This is a genomic window from Deltaproteobacteria bacterium (genome assembly GCA_016180855.1).
Lineage (GTDB): Bacteria > UBA10199 > UBA10199 > JACPAL01 > JACPAL01 > JACPAL01.
The window spans coordinates 1-15314 of sequence record JACPAL010000011.1; the positions used below are offsets into that span (position 1 = coordinate 1).

Below are 15314 nucleotides of genomic sequence, written 5' to 3' on the forward strand. Positions count from 1 at the left end.
CTGATGTTAAAAAGAGTCCCCATTCTTCTGCTGTTTCTCTGCTCCGGCCTCTTGATCCAGGAGCACGATGCCTCTGCGCCACCCCCTGTTATATCAGATCAAGCACGAACCAGACCGGTGAGGGTGGAAGAGACAGCGGTAGGGCCGATAGGGAATGCGACTCAGAGATACAACCAGCGTCCGGGTCTTCAATTTGAGATCAAACCGCTCGGCCCCCCGAACGAACCGGCCCTCAATGGGGGAATCGGTAATGGCACGGCAGACGCCTATTTCTGCAGCGGGACTGATGAGGCGATTGCGTACAAGCGACTGACCGGACTTGCGCTCGGTGATGCAAGCCCGAATAATCACAATGGCTCCAACGAAGGGGGCTATCAATTCTACCTGATCAACGACCGTTGTCAGTCAGAGGGGGTCTGTGGCGAAATCCTTGCGAGCGATACCTGTCATCTGGTTGGTATTCCGACGCATGCAACGAACTGCCATCCGTGGGGAGTAAAGAAGGCATGGGATGCCACTATTTACCAAAGTAACTATGGGGGTCCTTCTTCACCAAGTCACTCGAGTCATGAGGGATGGCAGGGGAGAAACTTTATCGATGACGATTACGGCTTTCTCTTCAGTCGTCATCTCATGCAGCCGGTCCCCTGTTCCTCCTGGCTCCATTATTATGAGAGTCCGGGTTCTTCTGCATCCCACGGTATTGGAACCGTTCCCGATGAGCGCTTTAGATCAACCTCTACGGACCCCTATTTGGATCTCCCCCACAGCAGACAACACCTCCAATGGGGTTTTACCTGTGGCGTGATTGCGGGTCAGGATGGTTATAAGAACCCCCTCTTTCATCATGGGCTCCCCTCCGCACCAACCCCCTACGCGATGGAGGGTGAGCGCAAGGATCATTACAAGACATTGTTGGCGTTGGCGAAAAATCAGTTAGCCGAGAAGATTGCGAACGGGACCTACGGCGATCTCTATCATGCCTCTCTGGATACAAATCAAAAAGAGGCGCGGGAGATTGTCGTGACGATCTGGAATATCCTGGGAAAGATGCTCGATCGGATCCCGGGGGATTGTGCGGGAGAGGGATGTAGCATGCTCCGCTTTTGGGCGGAGGTGCTGCAGGGGAATGTTGTTGCAATGAAATGTTGTCAGACAGCAGAAGGGTCGATTATTGAGTTTCAGCCGGACGAAAACAGGATCTGTTTGAGTGGAGAGATTTGCAATGACTGTCAGAGTAAGAGGGCGAGCAACTCTCATCCGTTCTACAACATCGGACCGAAGGAGACCGGCGACGCGTGTCGTCCCTCTTACGGGATCATGGGAGACTCGACAGACGGCGGTCTCTTCGAATCCCTTTATGGCACCGACCGTGGTCATGAGATCATTATTGAAGAGAGTACTGAAGTCATCGAACCGACGTCCGGTTCTTCGGGCGGCGGTAAATCGGGGCCTCTGATCCGTCGGGATCCGACGATCATTCAGGAAGAACACCTGAGATCGCGGATCGGGGGGAGGGTCCCGTCCGATGGTTACAGCCCGGTCATTGTTTCACTGCTCGCGCATCAGCTCGTGCATGCCTATTACCTGGAGAAACTTGAGGAGAACAGGCTTGAGGACTGGCCCCTGACACCGGAGGCGGTTGACGAAGAGGAGATCGCCGTGATGACTCAGGCGATTGTTTATGACCAACTTTGCGAGCTCGGTTATTGTCCCAATGAATTCTCTATGCAGAAGAAGGAATTTATCCGTTCGGTCACGGAAACCGGTGGTGAAGTGACGTCGATGACCGCCGGGATGAGGTTTTCTTATCCTAATGTTTGCCGTGGTTATAACCGGACCTATCTCGGCCCGTTTTGTGCGAATATGTTCAATATCGCAAGGACGCTCTCTGTAGAACGGAATCCGACCTATGCGAGGATGCTTGCGGGGTGGCATTCGCTCGCGCCGACGCTGGGTCATCCAAGTCTGATGACACTGAATGGTGTCGAGAGGGAGTTTGCCCTCCCGCTCGCTGACTCTGGTGGGAGATTCGTGACACCACAGGAGCCCTCCCGAGAGAGCCGGTCTCTCGACACAACGCCGTCTGGCCTGATGCAGAGGATGCGAGAGACCCAAGTCGTGCCCCCTTCGGCAACACCGGCACCCGTACCACCGGTGATGACGCCGGGAAATTCCGCTGTGCCGATCGTGAATCCAGCCCTCCCCCGAACGATGCCGCAAGAGCCGATGAGGCGAGGAGGGATGAAGAGATAAATGGGAAAAACTTATCCTGCTATTGTCGGATTTCTCTTGTTCATGGTTGGTCTTCTCAACCCTGTTTATGCACTCCCCTCAATGGCCGATATGCGCGATGCGGTGAGTCGGGTTGCTGAAGGCCTCGGGCTGGTCTCTCTTATTGAATCCGATGAGCGTTGCCATACCGAAGAGGTAAAATCATTTAATAGGAGTGATCCCGTCTTGAGTGGGGAGTGCCACCGTGTCGTCTGTGGCCCAAACTTTTGGGGGAAATCCGCGCTCGATATCTGTTGTGAAGAGGAACCGGTTGTCGAGGGGGAGATCACCTACAAGCGCTGTCAGATGCGGCATCCGAAGGAGGAGAATGCGCGTGAGGCGTGGAACGAGGTGCAAATCCAGACCGACGGTCCGATCGGGGGGTGTGGAAACTGGAGGTACATGTTCGATGAAGAGGGGGATGGGACGTATGGTCAATTGGACCTGCCCGATCCGATCGAGTTTCTGATCCCATCCGCATTCGCTGTTACGGATAATTCACTGACGGCAGACCAGTGGGATGAGGCACGACGATCTGACTTTACTGTCTACTTCCAGGAGCTCGCGAATCGGATCAATGAGGCACTAGAGACTGAGGATCCGAATGAAGTGGGCGAACCGGGCTCCGAGTTCAGGATGTATGTCGAGGACACACTCGATACGGCCTTATTTTTAGCCTTCATCCTCGATCCGACCGAGACGACCCCTTGCCCCGGTACTTGGGAGTCGCTCTGCACTATCCTCTCTCCTCCAACGGTCAATCCTGGAAATCACTTTTTTCCAACTTGGTCATTACCAGCCTGCATTCCGGGTGCGTCTTCTTGTACGCTCGCTGGGACGTTTGCATTAAATAGTATCAGGTTTATTCCGGACCTGAGGATAACAGACAGGGAGACGTTGGCCCGGGGCCTTGTGATGGAGCTTGGTGCCCATGAAATGGGACATGTCCTGTATGATTGGATCAATGAACTCTACAAAGCCCCCCTTTTGCTGAGCCCCATTCCTGTTCGAGAGATTAAATATTCAAGAAATCCCGTGATCAATTATGAGAATGAGGCAGAGGCAATACAGATTGGCGCTATTACAGAACACTTCCTGACTGCACCTCAGCGATCCGATGCCTCGCTTTTTGGTGCCGATAACCCGGTACCTGCTTCTCTGATTCGAAGAAGTCAGAGGGTTTTCCAACTCCTTCGGAATGGAGAGACCTCTCTTGCACGGGTGAGTACGATGTCTGACAGGGTCTATCTTTCCTCGTTTTTCTACTCTGCCCTTTCAGAGTTTCAGCGGGAAGAATTTGACAGCGCGTGTCCTTCTTGTTCCTCGGGCCCCGGCAGAGACGCCGCTGCCTGCGAGAGTTGTTTCATGGAGAGAATTCTCCAAGAACTCGACAGGCTCGGGATCACACTCCAGACCCTGGAAGATGATCTTTATATTATGGGAGGTCCGTTCGGGCTGAACGGAGTGCCTTCCTCCTATGCCGGGGAGAGTCAAGAGTTGAGAAGAAGGGTTGCGACGGTCCATCCGTTATTGGTCCATGACACCGCCGCGAGCCCGGATACGGGTGGCCCTGTCGGTACAACAGGGGAGGCGGCAGAGGCCCCTCCGAGGGATTATAGTTGGGACGAACCCGGGAATATCGGGGGGGAGGCGAATTCCGACGCCTGGTCCGGTGATGAGGAGCAACTGCGCGCTTGTATCACCGATTTTTATTTCAATCAGATCCATGCAGGAACAGCGGGTGAGATGGCGATCCCTGCCGAGTGTTACCAATACTGCTGGAATCGCGACTTTGAACTCTGTGAGCCGCTTCGGGTCAATGATCTGTACAACAATTGTTCCCCCTCAAACCTCGATCGGAATTGTGAAGCGGCGTTAAGAGAGCAACGGTTGGCCGATTGCGCCACAAACCCCGGTGCCAGTTTTTGTGACGGTCTTTGTGAGGAGGAATCGGCGCGCGGTGTTGGGATTATCCCAGAATTTTGCCGGCCGGTCTGTGAGTCTACGGGCGGTCAGGGCTATTGCGCCACCTACTGCAGTGATACTCCATCGATGTCGATCTGTAACACGCGTTGCCGCGCGGACAGGGATCAGGGTTATTGCGACAGGAGTTGTTTGACGTATTTTACGGAGAGTTATTGTGTCCCGTACTGCGAGGCTAATCACCGTCGTCAATTTTGTGATTCTCTTTGCGCCGCAGATCGTAACCACGGCTTCTGTGATACTCTTTGTGAAGAGCAGAGCGGATCATGGTGCGATGAAAACTGTGCCGATCGCCATGCCAGAGGTCTCAGCCTGCCCGGTTACTGTGATCACATCTGTGAAAGGGGATGGGAACGATCCTGGTGCGATGGTGAGGAGGAAGAGGGAACCCCCGGTGATTCGGGGGGAGGGGAGAGTGGATCAGGGGGGGATGATACTATTTTTGAAGGAATCCGGTGTGGGGTTAGCTGGACCAGTCGGGAGAACTACACAATCTGGGAACATTATGCCGGTACAAGTTGTTACCCTTATGTCGGCCCCGTCCGTTGTTGTGCCAGTCCTCCGACCGAATGGATTGACTTTCTCAACGCCTTTGGAGAGTTCTGTCTTCGCGATGGCCCCGACTTAAGATGTGACGACAGGGATTTTTGTGGTTGTGGTATTGCCAGCTCACTTCCATCATCAGCAGGTTGTTGTACGAGAGCGAATGATGGCTTCAGGGCAGTTCATAGCTGTTACTCGGATCCCTCTCTGGCCGGTGTGGTGAACATACAAGGTTGTGTCTGTGTCGGTGAGTCCTATTGTAGTGAATGAGGGAGGAGGAACGATGGGTCAGAGGGTCTTGAATTACTTGATCTCCATGATGATCTTGTTGGTCTCACCTGCGGGCTCCGCCGGTTCCGATCTAATAGTGAACTGTTTGGGAGACCGCCTGCCTCTATCACTCCGACATGAAAAGGCGTTGAGCTCCGATTTAGCCAAAAACATTCACCCCCTGACTCCGGAACCAGGAGGTACATCGGAATATTCCACGAGAATTGTGTCAGAGGTCTTCTCCACCCCTGAACGATTTGAAGGTCTTCTCCACCCCTGAACGATTTGATCGCGTCAAGGCAATTATTGAAGAGAAATGGGAGATAAAGATGAAAGAAACAGCGCGCGGAGGGAGTGCCCAAAAGGAGAACAAGCTCAAAGCGGCTAAGGCAGGGGAGGAAAAAGTTCAAAAGGGGCAGGAGAAACTTCCACCCCATCCCAAGAATCTCCCTGCCTTTCGCCAAGCCAAGGGTCAGAATGAAGGTAATGGCTGCTTTTTGATCCTGGAATCATATCAATATAACTTCAATACAAAACGTTGGGTCGAAAAAACAACACTGAAAGTCATCAAGACTGAATAGCAAAAACAGCTTTTATTCAAAGACTCCAGGCTGAGATCAGGTCAATCCCATCACCCAGCGGAAGATTTTTTCGGGAAGTTGAGATCAATTTTCTTGAACCCAAGACGAGAGGTAAGGCTTTTTTCGATCTTTTTTGAACGGGTTTTTCCAGCGATTTGAAAAGGCCGGCTGGATGACCCTCTGTCAGTTTTATTTCAGCAACGTGCAGTTTGTCTCCTGCCTCTTCCACGAGGTCGATCTCTTCTCCTTCACGCGTTCGCCAAAAGAAGAGAGAGGGATCTTTGCCAGAATGCCAATACCCCTTGATAATTTGCGAAACGACCCAGTTCTCAAAAAGGGCGCCGGCCATTGGGCCTTGCAGGGCTGTTTTCGGATCGTTCCATTTCAGGAGATGGGTGATGAGCCCCGTATCGAGGAAGTAAACTTTCGGGGTTTTGACCTGGCGTGATGTCAGATTCCGGTAATAAGGGGAGAGGAGGGTGATTTGAAAACTCCTCTCCAGGATCGTGAGCCAGGATCGGATCGTCGGTGTCTTCACCCCGACGTCAGAGGCGAGGGAGGTCATATTTAATAATTGGGCGGTTCGTGCCGCCAGAAACCTCATAAATTTTTCGAAGAGACCCAACTCCTTGACACCGAGTTGAGAACGGACATCCCGTTCGAGGCAGGTCTGGATATAAGAGATATAATAATCGGCCGTATTTCCGAAGTTGGGTCCCTGTTTCCAGAGCTCCGGTTTGTCACCTTGCAGGATCATAGAGAAAAGTTCTTCAACTCCCCGATCAGTTTCGAAGTTTACCCGGGGGCGTTCAAAAAACGGCGGACGATTCAAGGCGGTTTCGTCTCTGAGGATCTCAGCGAGGTCCAACCCCATCAGTTTAAGGATCACAACCCGCCCCGCCAGCGATTCTTGAACCCCCTCCATCATTGTGAAATTTTGGGAGCCGGTGAGCCAGTAATCTCCCGCTGACTCAATCATTCGAGTTCTCTTTGCATCGACTGCTATTTTGAGATACGGCAATAGCTGCGGCGCATATTGGAACTCATCAATCAGTACCGGTGGTGGGTACCTTTCCAGAAAGAGTGTGGGGTTTTCGCTGGCTAGGGTCCTGTTTTCCAGATCATCGAGGGTGACAAAGCGACGATTCGGTTCGACATAGCGGAGAAGAGTCGTCTTTCCGGCCTGCCTTGGGCCAGTTAACATCAGGATGGAGAACTTTTTTGAACAGTCTTTAACATACTGAACCAGCTTCCTTTTTATAAACATATGACAATTATAAAGTATCATCTTATAATTGCAAAGCTAAAATTTTTTGATTTTTGGACCCAGACTCTGACGGTCAGTCCTGCTGAAATCTGGCAAAAAGTTCCTGATAATTGGGCCTCTCCCGGATCAGTGCATCAATAAATTCATGAAAGGGTTCTACGCCTGGATCGGTCGATGTATACTCTCGGACACGCAAGATCGCTGAGAGAATAAGATTGTGGATTGGGTCGCGGTAGGGGGCGTCAGGTGGTTCCTGATCTTCCGGGATCAGATTCAGGATCGCACGGCGTATCATATCATTCAGCGCGGGATCATGGGTAAAGGTCGCCTCGAGCCGCAGGAATTTCTCGGCAAACCTCGGTGAATCGCTGCAATGATTGGTAACAATCTCCCTCAATGTCTCTTTTGCCTCACTCCCACCGATATGGTGCAGATCGTCCATGACCTGCAGGATTTGTTCCTCTGTCCGGCAGTTGGGGAGTGACTTTTTTATGATCGGGAGGTATTTCCAACCTGTTTCCCTTTCCGTGCGTGGGGCAGCCGTGTGGACCTGATCCTTTACTGGAAAATCGAATTCACCAAGATTGAAGCAGATGTCGGTGCCAAGGAGTGGTATCACCTCTGCCTGCAACGCTTCACCAAGGGGGTTCTTCCGATCATAGTCAATAAGGAGTTGCAACCGACCGGGACGGCTTAGGTTTCGGACCTCTTTTCCTCTTCTGCGGACAAACGAGGCAAAGTCATTCTCAAATCGGTGAGGACGAACTCGGGCAAGGCGATCTTTCAGGGCTGATAGCCGGTCCTCAGTGATAACGGTCGGTCGAGCTTCTGCCGGATCGTCTTCATGGCGACCTCTGAAATGAAACCATGTCGCCGCCAGACCGACGGTCACGGTCAATAATGATAGGGGAGAGGTCAGGGATCTCACCCTGTTGGTATCGGTTAAAAATCAATAGAGTTGCTGGTTGCCCCAAAGTTTCAGAAACATTTCAGGCCGTCTGCCGATAATGCCGGTAAGTATATGATTTCTGCACCTCAGTCACCTTTTAATGACCTCCTGGGCGTTGCTGACCGGGTTCTGGACCTCTTTTCCTTTGCGAGTGATGATCGGACGGCCGTCAAAGTGAATGTTGTCCGTCTACTTCGATTAAGGGACGAATTTTATGTCGATCACTCTATTGAGGGGGCAACCGTCTCCACTCTTGGCGATGAACCACTTGGGAAGGTAGGAAAGAATCTCTTTCGGCTTGCTGAAGAGGAGGCGCTTCAGGATGATACCGTCTCTTTTCGACTCGGGGCACAAACCGATTGTAACTTAAGGGAGTTGGCCCATTATGGCCGTTCCTCTTTTCAATGTCGTAAATTATCTCTGAAGCCTGATGGAACGGTTCAGGGGACCTTTGAAATATGGTCTCGTGGACAGATGCGGTATGCCAAAACCCATTTCACAGGGAGTCAGTTCTCTTTTCCGCGAACGGAGGAGGGGATTGAGGCGGTCAAAACATTTCAAAGAGACCTTTACGATGAAATCGCTGCAACTCGATCTGCCTGGTACCGTGCTCAGACATGGATGAGACTCAAGGTGGTGAGACATCCGATCGTCATGACGGGCAGTCTTGCCATTTTAGTGGTCCTTGTGGGGACCAAAACGCTTTTTCCTTCCGAAATTTCAGAAAACATTTGACGAACGGTTCGAATCCTTTATAATTTTCAAAGTCCAACATGGTTCAGTCTAATGTGAAAGAACTTCCCGTACGGGTTGTACCGGAAATTGAGCCCCAAAAAATTCTCCCCAAGGAAAAAGAGTGGAAGGTGGAGGATTCCATCCAGCTTTACAACATCGAAAACTGGGGTTCCGGTTATTTTTCCGCCAATGAAGCGGGGGAGGTTATCTGCCTCCCCTCGCCGCAGGAGCCGATCAAGTTTTCTGTCATGGAAGTTGTGAGGGAGGCGAAGAAGAGGGGACTGACCTTTCCGTTGCAGATCCGTTTTCAGGATCTATTGCGTCATCGCGTCAAGGCGATCAACCTCGCCTTTCGAAATGCGATTGAGGATCATCATTACCCCGGTGCTTACAAGGGTGTATTCCCGATCAAGGTGAACCAGTTACGAGAGGTTGTAGAGGAGATTCTCGATGCAGGGCGGGAATTTCACCACGGACTTGAGGTTGGCAGCAAACCAGAACTCGTTGCCGCATTGGCCATTAATGACAATCCCGAGAGTCTGATTGTTTGTAACGGTTATAAGGATAACCACTTTATCCGTCTGGCGCTGACCGGGATCAAGGTCGGTCGAAGAATCATTCTGGTTGTGGAAAAGGCAGACGAAATCGAAAGGATTGTCCAGGTTGCCAAAGAGCTCGAGGTTGATCCGGTGCTCGGTATCCGTCTGCGTCTTGCGACGAAGAGTTCCGGAAAATGGGCGACGTCGTCCGGTGAGAACGCCAAGTTCGGTCTGAGCGCCTCCGAGGCGCTCGAGATCTGGGAATATCTCCAGGAGAACAAGCTCGATCATTGTCTCAAGATGATCCATTTCCATATCGGCTCGCAGGTTCCCGACATCATGCATATCAAACAGGCGGTTCGTGAGGCGGCTCGCTACCACGCGAAATTTGTCCAGTTGGGCGCCAAGCTTGAATATCTGGATGTCGGTGGGGGACTCGGCATCGATTATGACGGGAGCGGAACCGCTTTTCACTCCTCCACCAATTATACGCTTGAGGAGTATGCCAGTACGATTGTCTACAACGTGAAAGATGTCTGCGATCAGGAGAAGGTTACTTGCCCGACAATCGTCTCCGAGAGCGGACGTGCAACGGTTGCCCATCACACCATTTTGGTTGTCGAGGCGTTTGCCAATGTCGAGAAGACCCATCGCTCCAAACTGATCGATATTGTCGATCTGGAGAAGGAACATAAAATTATCCACGACATTCTCGCGTTGAAGAGAAAAATGCCCCACAAAAAGAAACTGATGGAGGTCTATCATGCCCTCCAGCAGATTCGTGAGGAGGCGAACCGACTTTTTGATGTTGGACTCCTCGACCTCGTCACGAAGGCGAAGGCGGACTACCACTACTGGCAGATCTCCCAGCAGATTGTGAACCGCTTTCTGCAAAACGGGCGGGTTCCGGAAGAGATCCAGGAGCTCTCCAAGACGCTCAATGACCAGTATGTCTGCAATTTCTCTATCTTCCAGTCGCTCATGGACAACTGGGCGATCGACCAGCTGTTTCCGATTATCCCGTTGCATCGGCTTGATGAGGAACCGAAGAAGCGGGCAAAACTCGTCGACATTACCTGTGATTCCGAGGGACAGATCGACGCCTTCATTGATATCCAGGAGGAGGCTCAGGAGTATCTGCCGGTCCATCCGATCCGAAAAGGACCGTACTATCTTGGGATTTTTCTGATTGGGGCGTATCAGGATATTATGGGGGACCAGCATAACCTCTTTGGTCGAACGAACGAGGTGCATGTCTTTCATGACCCGGAGGAGCAGTCCGGCTTCTACCTGGAGGAGGTGATCCCCGGCTCCAGCGTAGAGCAGGTGCTCCATAACACCCAATATGATTCCAATGAACTTATAAGGAACTTCAAGCGGCTGGTCGATGATGCAATCAAAGAAGACCGGATCAAGCCGTCGGTCGGGATGTCGTTCGTGGACGATTACCGCAAGGCACTTCTCGATTATACGTACCTCTCCGACGGGCAGTTCTAGTTTTTTTTTGTGTTGTTTATCCGATCCTCGGCAATTTTCAGGGCAATACGGGGTGTAGAACGGTTCTCTCTACGTGATTCCTCGAAAATTTTGGTCAATGTCTCCGCAATCTTCGCCGTCTTTCTTCGAGCCTTCTCTTCCTGATAGCCATCCAGTTCGGCAAAGATGTTGATAATTCCACCGGCGTTGATCACATAATCAGGGGCATAGAGGATATTTTTATCGTGGAGCAGATCACCGTCCCGCATCTCATCCAGGAGTTGATTGTTCGCACCGCCGGCGATGACCGGGGCTTTAAGTCTCTCGATCATTCCGGCATGAATGCCCCCTCCCAGGGCACAGGGGGAGAAGACATCCGCCTCGACGTCAAGAATCTTTTCCGGTGAGACGACAGTTGCCCCAAGCGTTGTTTCGGCCCTTTTGGCATTTTCGGGATGGATATCACAGACAACGAGTCCTGCCCCTTCCTGATGCAAATGTTTAGCCAGCCCGTAGCCAACATGACCCATTCCCTGGATCGCAAAGGTTAACCCCTTGAGGCTCTCCTTCTGCCACTTGAAACGGACCGTTGCCTTGATCCCCTCGTAGATTCCATAGGCGGTCATGGGAGAGGGATCATCGCTCCCTCCCGAGGCATAGGAACGACCACCGACAAATTTTGTCTCTTGTGCAATGATTTCAAGATCGTCCGTCGTTGTTCCGACATCCTTTGCGGTGATATAACGACCCTCGCGTGAGGCAACAAAACGACCGAACGCCTTCAACAGCCCAGGACTCTTTTCACTTCGAGGGTCACCGATAATCACCGCCTTGCCACCCCCGAGATCAAGTCCTGAGACAGACGCCTTGTAAGACATAGCGCGAGAGAGCCTCAAGACATCCCGGAGTGCCTCCTCTTTTGAGGCATACGGCCACATCCGAACTCCGCCGAGGGCAGGTCCCAAAACGGTACTATGAATCGCAATAATCGATTTCAACCCCGACGCTGGATCCTCTCCGTAAACAACCTCCTCATGGCCTGTCTCCGTCTCGATTTTTTGGATCATCATCCCCTCTCCTTTTTAGGCGATCTGTTGCTGTGTGACACAATGCACCCCCCCAAAACCGCGGACGAGATCCTTCGAGGGGATCTTGGCGATCCTCCTCCCGGGAAAGAAATTTTTCAAGAGCCGAATTGCCTCATCATCCCTCGGGCTGTCGAAAGAGGGAAGAAGGACGACACCATTCCCAATATAGAAATTGGCGTAGGAGGCCGGCAGCAGACCGCTATCTGACTCAATAGGGGAGGGGGTTGGCAGGGGGATGACGGTCAGAGGACGCCCCTCTTCGCTCTTCATCTCTTGCAGGGTGGCATAGTTCTCTCTGAGCAGCTCGTAGTTTGGGGCTTGCGGATCGTTTTCAAGCGGGGCGACGATCGTTGTTGGGTTCACGAATCGGACCAGGTTATCGATGTGGCCGTCCGTATCATCACCGGAAGGAGTCCCGGCAGGAAGCCAGAGGATGTTGTCGACTCCTAGAAAACTTTTAAGAATTTTTTCGATCTGCCCTTTTTTGAGATTCGGGTTTCTTTTGGGATGAAGCAGGCAGGATTCTGTTGTGATTAAGGTTCCGCACCCGTTGGTTTCGATCGATCCCCCCTCCAGAACGATGCCGGGCCGGAAAAAGGGAAGGGGGACCATTTTTTCGGCAATCCGCGAGGAGACGAGCGCATCCTCGTCCCAAGGGGGCCATTTTTCACCCCACGAATTGAAGATCCAGCCAATAAGACCAACCTCGGAACCTTTTTTGATAAAAGTCGGTCCTGTATCCCGGAGCCAGCAATCGTTTGTCGGTATCTCATGGAGCCGGACTCTACGAAAATTGATATCCGCCTTTTCCAACCTCTCCTGGACCTCCTTTTTCATGGAGGCGTCGTTAACGAGCAGCTGAACGGCCTCGTCGGTATGAAGTGCCTTGATCATCTGAATCCAGATTGAGGGGACGAACTTCTGGCGTCCCTGCCAGGTCTCGGCATTGTGCGGCCAAGCGAGCCAAGTGGCAGCGTGGGGTTCCCATTCGGCAGGCATGTGAAAACATTGGTCTACGGTTGTTAGCATCTCTTCCTCACATAACGCCCCCTTCCACTGTTTTCACGAGACTCACTATCCCCCTCTTACATTAAGAGGGGGGGAGGGGGGTGAGTTATGCATTTAACATTCCTTTAAGAAGGGCCAATCCTTGCGGACCTCGTTAATCCTTGAGAGGTCACATTCGGTAGTGACAACCTCTTCCTTCTCGGGGCTTCCCTTTACTAAAACCCTTCCCATGGGATCCACAACAAATGAACTCCCCCAGAATTCAATGTGGTCTTCCTTGCCAACCCGATTCGTTGCAGCGATAAAGACGCCATTGGCAATCGCATGACCCCTTTGGATCGTGATCCAGGCGTCCAATTCATCTTCCCCCTCACCCCCGACCCCCCTCCCGCGTGGTGGAGAGGGGAGGGAATAACCAATAGCTGTAGGATAAAAAATGATCTGTGCCCCTGCCTTGGCCAACGCCCGTGCCCCCTCAGGGAACCACTGATCGTAACAGACCTGGAGGCCGATTCGGCCATAAGGCGACTCAAAAACGGGGGTGCCGGTATCACCGGGTGAAAAATAGAACGATTCCCCATAGTAGTTTTTAAGATCATTCGGGATGTGGATCTTTCGGTACTTTCCGATAAATTGGCCGTCCGTATTAAACAAAACGGCGGTGTTGAAATACCCCTCTCCTGATTTCTCAAAGAGTGAACCAACTAGGACGATTTTATGGCGTTTTGCGAGGGAGGAGAGGGCCTCGGAGGTTGGCCCAGGGATCGCCTCCGCGAGCTTGAAATGGGCCCGGTTTTCCCTCTGGCAGAAATATTCGGTTCGAAACAGCTCCTGAAGAGAGACAATCTGGGCCCCTCTTTGGACCGCCTCCCCAATCCCCTGGGCCGCTTTTTTGAGGTTTTCCTCGGGGTAGGGGGAGCAGGGGTGTTGGACGAGGCCAACGATCACCCTTTGCCCGCCTGCCTCGTTGTTTTTGGAGGTCTTGTTTCTCATTTGAGGTCAACAAAAATCACACAACCTCTTACCAATCAAGTCGATTCTTAAGACCAGATGTCACCCTCAATAAAAACGGTCATTGCGACCCTCAGTAGTTTAACAGCGACCGGATGTGCCGCCATTTGGCAGGAGAGTCGCGGCAGCGATCAAGATCCAAAAATAACCATTCGAGACTACCTTCGCTCTGACGAGAGAGGTCGTGCGGTTCGTACGATCCGAGGGAGTCTCCTTTATCAATGGGCCGACTCGATTGAGGTTAACTTATCCAGATCCTATCTCCCTTTCTTAGGTTGTGACACCTTTATTCATGACTCTACTCACAGAGGTTTCTCCAATTGCGATAATGGCCCGATCGAAATCCAAGTCACGGCCACCAAGGATGGAAAAAGTTTTTACAAAGAAAGAATATTTTATACGAGTGTTTTTTTTGTTAAGGACTTGCAACAAGTGATAGGGGAACTTGAGGGGGAGGTTCTTCGCAAAAAATGAATCTTTCTCCAGCAGCCTCGAAGATCTTTCAAACAGTAACTCCCATAGCCTTGGGGATCGGTCTCGGGTTTACCGCGAATCATTTTCGGAAGAGACAGAAGGCAATCTCTTCTCAAGGAACGGTCGATAACGATCTGGATCACTTCAGAAAAGGAATGAGAAATTTCGCCATATTTGGCAGTGCGGGAGCCGCCTGCTCGGTCGCCTCCTTGGGCGTTTTCACGGTTGGTCATGGTCTCTTTCAATCGGCAAGACTCTTCAGGCGTATACCGCCCATCGATTTTGCCATTCTGATGGGTCATACCCGTATCGTACAGCTTTTACCCCCACGAACGCTTCTTTTGCTCGGAGCTATCACAGGAAAAATCGGACTTCTTGCCTTCCTGCTAACGGAGGGAGAGATCTTTAACAAGATATCATTTTTTATCTTTGGGAGTGGTCTTGGCCTCTGTTTGGGCGGTCTCACAATTCATCCCGTTCTATTCCGATCCGCCCTGCCGTTGACCCTTGTTTTGAGTGGTACCTTGATAGGCACCTTTGGTTTATTTGGGTGGCTCGGTTCATCAGATGTTTTGTTAAGAGAACGTCATGGAAAATAAAAAAAGGAGAACAATATGAAAGGACTCATCTTGCCGCTCGGCGTCTTTGCAACAGGTATCCTTGCCAGTGCCTGTTGTGGTGAGCCAGAACCTCAGAAAAAGGAACCGCCGAGTAGCAACTGTAACAACGATCCGAAAATCACCATGGTCGGGTTTGATTGTCATCGCGATATGGATGGAGGCTCCGTGAGGCTACTCTTGCAGAGAAGCCCTCTCTACTCCCGCGCCACTTCAATGAGGGTGAGTTTTGACGCTTATTCAGGGGAACGTTTTAGCAACGTAAGCCTTAGCAGGCTTGATATGGCCGTTGTTATCGACGGGATAAGCTATCACTGGGGGACAGGTTACTCGGACTCCACTTCGATTTTTAAAGATATTGCCGAGGGTCTTAAAAATCTTGAGCAGCAGACCAACCCGAAGGCAGCCCCAAACTGTCCCGAGGACCGGTATATTGGTCCAGCCGAGGGCAGTCATTAACAGTCTGCTGACAAAGCGGTTTGAGAGGTCAAGGGGTCAA

General features: G+C 51.7%; 14 protein-coding genes. 9 read left to right on the forward strand and 5 right to left on the reverse strand.

Annotated elements, in window-relative coordinates:
* From HYT77_06400 to HYT77_06415, 4 genes are all read left to right on the forward strand, one after another.
* The coding region (locus HYT77_06400) for a hypothetical protein (GenBank protein ID MBI2067622.1) at positions 1–2256 on the forward strand (2256 nt) is incomplete at its 5' end.
* Positions 2257–5070 carry a hypothetical protein gene (locus tag HYT77_06405; GenBank protein MBI2067623.1) on the forward strand — a complete coding sequence of 938 codons (2814 nt, stop codon included), beginning with the start codon at positions 2257–2259 and terminating at the stop codon, positions 5068–5070. It abuts the gene before it with no gap.
* A gap of 13 nt (positions 5071–5083) precedes the next feature.
* The gene (locus HYT77_06410) at positions 5084–5350 is read left to right on the forward strand and encodes a hypothetical protein (protein ID MBI2067624.1); all 267 of its coding nucleotides are present in this window, start codon (positions 5084–5086) and stop codon (positions 5348–5350) included.
* 49 nt (positions 5351–5399) lie between these two features.
* Positions 5400–5651 (forward strand): hypothetical protein, encoded by a 252-nt coding sequence (locus HYT77_06415; GenBank protein MBI2067625.1) that lies wholly within the window; start codon positions 5400–5402, stop codon positions 5649–5651.
* Positions 5652–5667: 16 nt separating this feature from the next.
* Here the strand turns inward: HYT77_06415 and HYT77_06420 are convergent, their stop codons facing one another.
* Together HYT77_06420 and HYT77_06425 are read right to left on the reverse strand one after the other, a co-directional pair.
* Positions 5668–6918, reverse strand: a complete 1251-nt coding sequence (locus HYT77_06420; GenBank protein MBI2067626.1) for an ATP-binding protein — start codon at positions 6916–6918, stop codon at positions 5668–5670.
* 73 nt (positions 6919–6991) lie between these two features.
* Positions 6992–7846 carry a hypothetical protein gene (locus HYT77_06425; GenBank protein ID MBI2067627.1) on the reverse strand — a complete coding sequence of 285 codons (855 nt, stop codon included), beginning with the start codon at positions 7844–7846 and terminating at the stop codon, positions 6992–6994.
* Positions 7847–7939: 93 nt separating this feature from the next.
* Here HYT77_06425 and HYT77_06430 point away from each other — a divergent pair, with 93 nt between their 5' ends.
* Both HYT77_06430 and speA read left to right on the forward strand, forming a co-directional pair.
* Positions 7940–8602 carry a hypothetical protein gene (locus tag HYT77_06430; protein MBI2067628.1) on the forward strand — a complete coding sequence of 221 codons (663 nt, stop codon included), beginning with the start codon at positions 7940–7942 and terminating at the stop codon, positions 8600–8602.
* Between the two features lie 38 nt (positions 8603–8640).
* Positions 8641–10638, forward strand: a complete 1998-nt coding sequence (speA, locus tag HYT77_06435; GenBank protein ID MBI2067629.1) for a biosynthetic arginine decarboxylase — start codon at positions 8641–8643, stop codon at positions 10636–10638.
* Here speA and HYT77_06440 read toward each other — a convergent pair.
* The 3 genes from HYT77_06440 to HYT77_06450 form a co-directional block, all read right to left on the reverse strand.
* A complete protein-coding gene (locus tag HYT77_06440) occupies positions 10635–11687 on the reverse strand; it encodes a Glu/Leu/Phe/Val dehydrogenase (GenBank protein ID MBI2067630.1) in 1053 nt (350 codons plus the stop codon). The genes speA and HYT77_06440 overlap by 4 nt on opposite strands.
* A 12-nt stretch (positions 11688–11699) precedes the next feature.
* Positions 11700–12734: an agmatine deiminase family protein gene (locus HYT77_06445; GenBank protein MBI2067631.1), complete on the reverse strand. Its 1035-nt coding sequence runs from the start codon at positions 12732–12734 to the stop codon at positions 11700–11702.
* Between the two features lie 93 nt (positions 12735–12827).
* Positions 12828–13706: a carbon-nitrogen hydrolase gene (locus HYT77_06450; GenBank protein ID MBI2067632.1), complete on the reverse strand. Its 879-nt coding sequence runs from the start codon at positions 13704–13706 to the stop codon at positions 12828–12830.
* 57 nt (positions 13707–13763) lie between these two features.
* Here HYT77_06450 and HYT77_06455 point away from each other — a divergent pair, with 57 nt between their 5' ends.
* The 3 genes from HYT77_06455 to HYT77_06465 are packed head-to-tail and all read left to right on the forward strand — an operon-like array spanning position 13764 to position 15274.
* Positions 13764–14198, forward strand: a complete 435-nt coding sequence (locus tag HYT77_06455) for a hypothetical protein (protein ID MBI2067633.1) — start codon at positions 13764–13766, stop codon at positions 14196–14198.
* Positions 14195–14797 carry a hypothetical protein gene (locus HYT77_06460; GenBank protein MBI2067634.1) on the forward strand — a complete coding sequence of 201 codons (603 nt, stop codon included), beginning with the start codon at positions 14195–14197 and terminating at the stop codon, positions 14795–14797. The genes HYT77_06455 and HYT77_06460 overlap by 4 nt, the downstream gene beginning before the upstream one ends.
* Positions 14798–14812: 15 nt before the next feature.
* On the forward strand, positions 14813–15274 hold the full coding sequence (locus HYT77_06465) for a hypothetical protein (GenBank protein MBI2067635.1): 462 nt from the start codon (positions 14813–14815) through the stop codon (positions 15272–15274).
* Positions 15275–15314: the final 40 nt, after the last annotated feature.

What these genes read in the sequence shown, in the direction of transcription:
- HYT77_06405 (MBI2067623.1), top strand. Translation starts at nt 2,257, where the DNA reads ATGGGAAAAACTTATCCTGCTATTGTCGGATTTCTCTTGTTCATGGTT.
- HYT77_06410 (MBI2067624.1), top strand. Translation starts at nt 5,084, where the DNA reads ATGGGTCAGAGGGTCTTGAATTACTTGATCTCCATGATGATCTTGTTG.
- HYT77_06415 (MBI2067625.1), top strand. Translation starts at nt 5,400, where the DNA reads ATGAAAGAAACAGCGCGCGGAGGGAGTGCCCAAAAGGAGAACAAGCTC.
- HYT77_06420 (MBI2067626.1), bottom strand. Translation starts at nt 6,918, where the DNA reads ATGTTTATAAAAAGGAAGCTGGTTCAGTATGTTAAAGACTGTTCAAAA.
- HYT77_06430 (MBI2067628.1), top strand. Translation starts at nt 7,940, where the DNA reads ATGATTTCTGCACCTCAGTCACCTTTTAATGACCTCCTGGGCGTTGCT.
- speA (MBI2067629.1), top strand. Translation starts at nt 8,641, where the DNA reads ATGGTTCAGTCTAATGTGAAAGAACTTCCCGTACGGGTTGTACCGGAA.
- HYT77_06440 (MBI2067630.1), bottom strand. Translation starts at nt 11,687, where the DNA reads ATGATGATCCAAAAAATCGAGACGGAGACAGGCCATGAGGAGGTTGTT.
- HYT77_06445 (MBI2067631.1), bottom strand. Translation starts at nt 12,734, where the DNA reads ATGCTAACAACCGTAGACCAATGTTTTCACATGCCTGCCGAATGGGAA.
- HYT77_06450 (MBI2067632.1), bottom strand. Translation starts at nt 13,706, where the DNA reads ATGAGAAACAAGACCTCCAAAAACAACGAGGCAGGCGGGCAAAGGGTG.
- HYT77_06455 (MBI2067633.1), top strand. Translation starts at nt 13,764, where the DNA reads ATGTCACCCTCAATAAAAACGGTCATTGCGACCCTCAGTAGTTTAACA.
- HYT77_06460 (MBI2067634.1), top strand. Translation starts at nt 14,195, where the DNA reads ATGAATCTTTCTCCAGCAGCCTCGAAGATCTTTCAAACAGTAACTCCC.
- HYT77_06465 (MBI2067635.1), top strand. Translation starts at nt 14,813, where the DNA reads ATGAAAGGACTCATCTTGCCGCTCGGCGTCTTTGCAACAGGTATCCTT.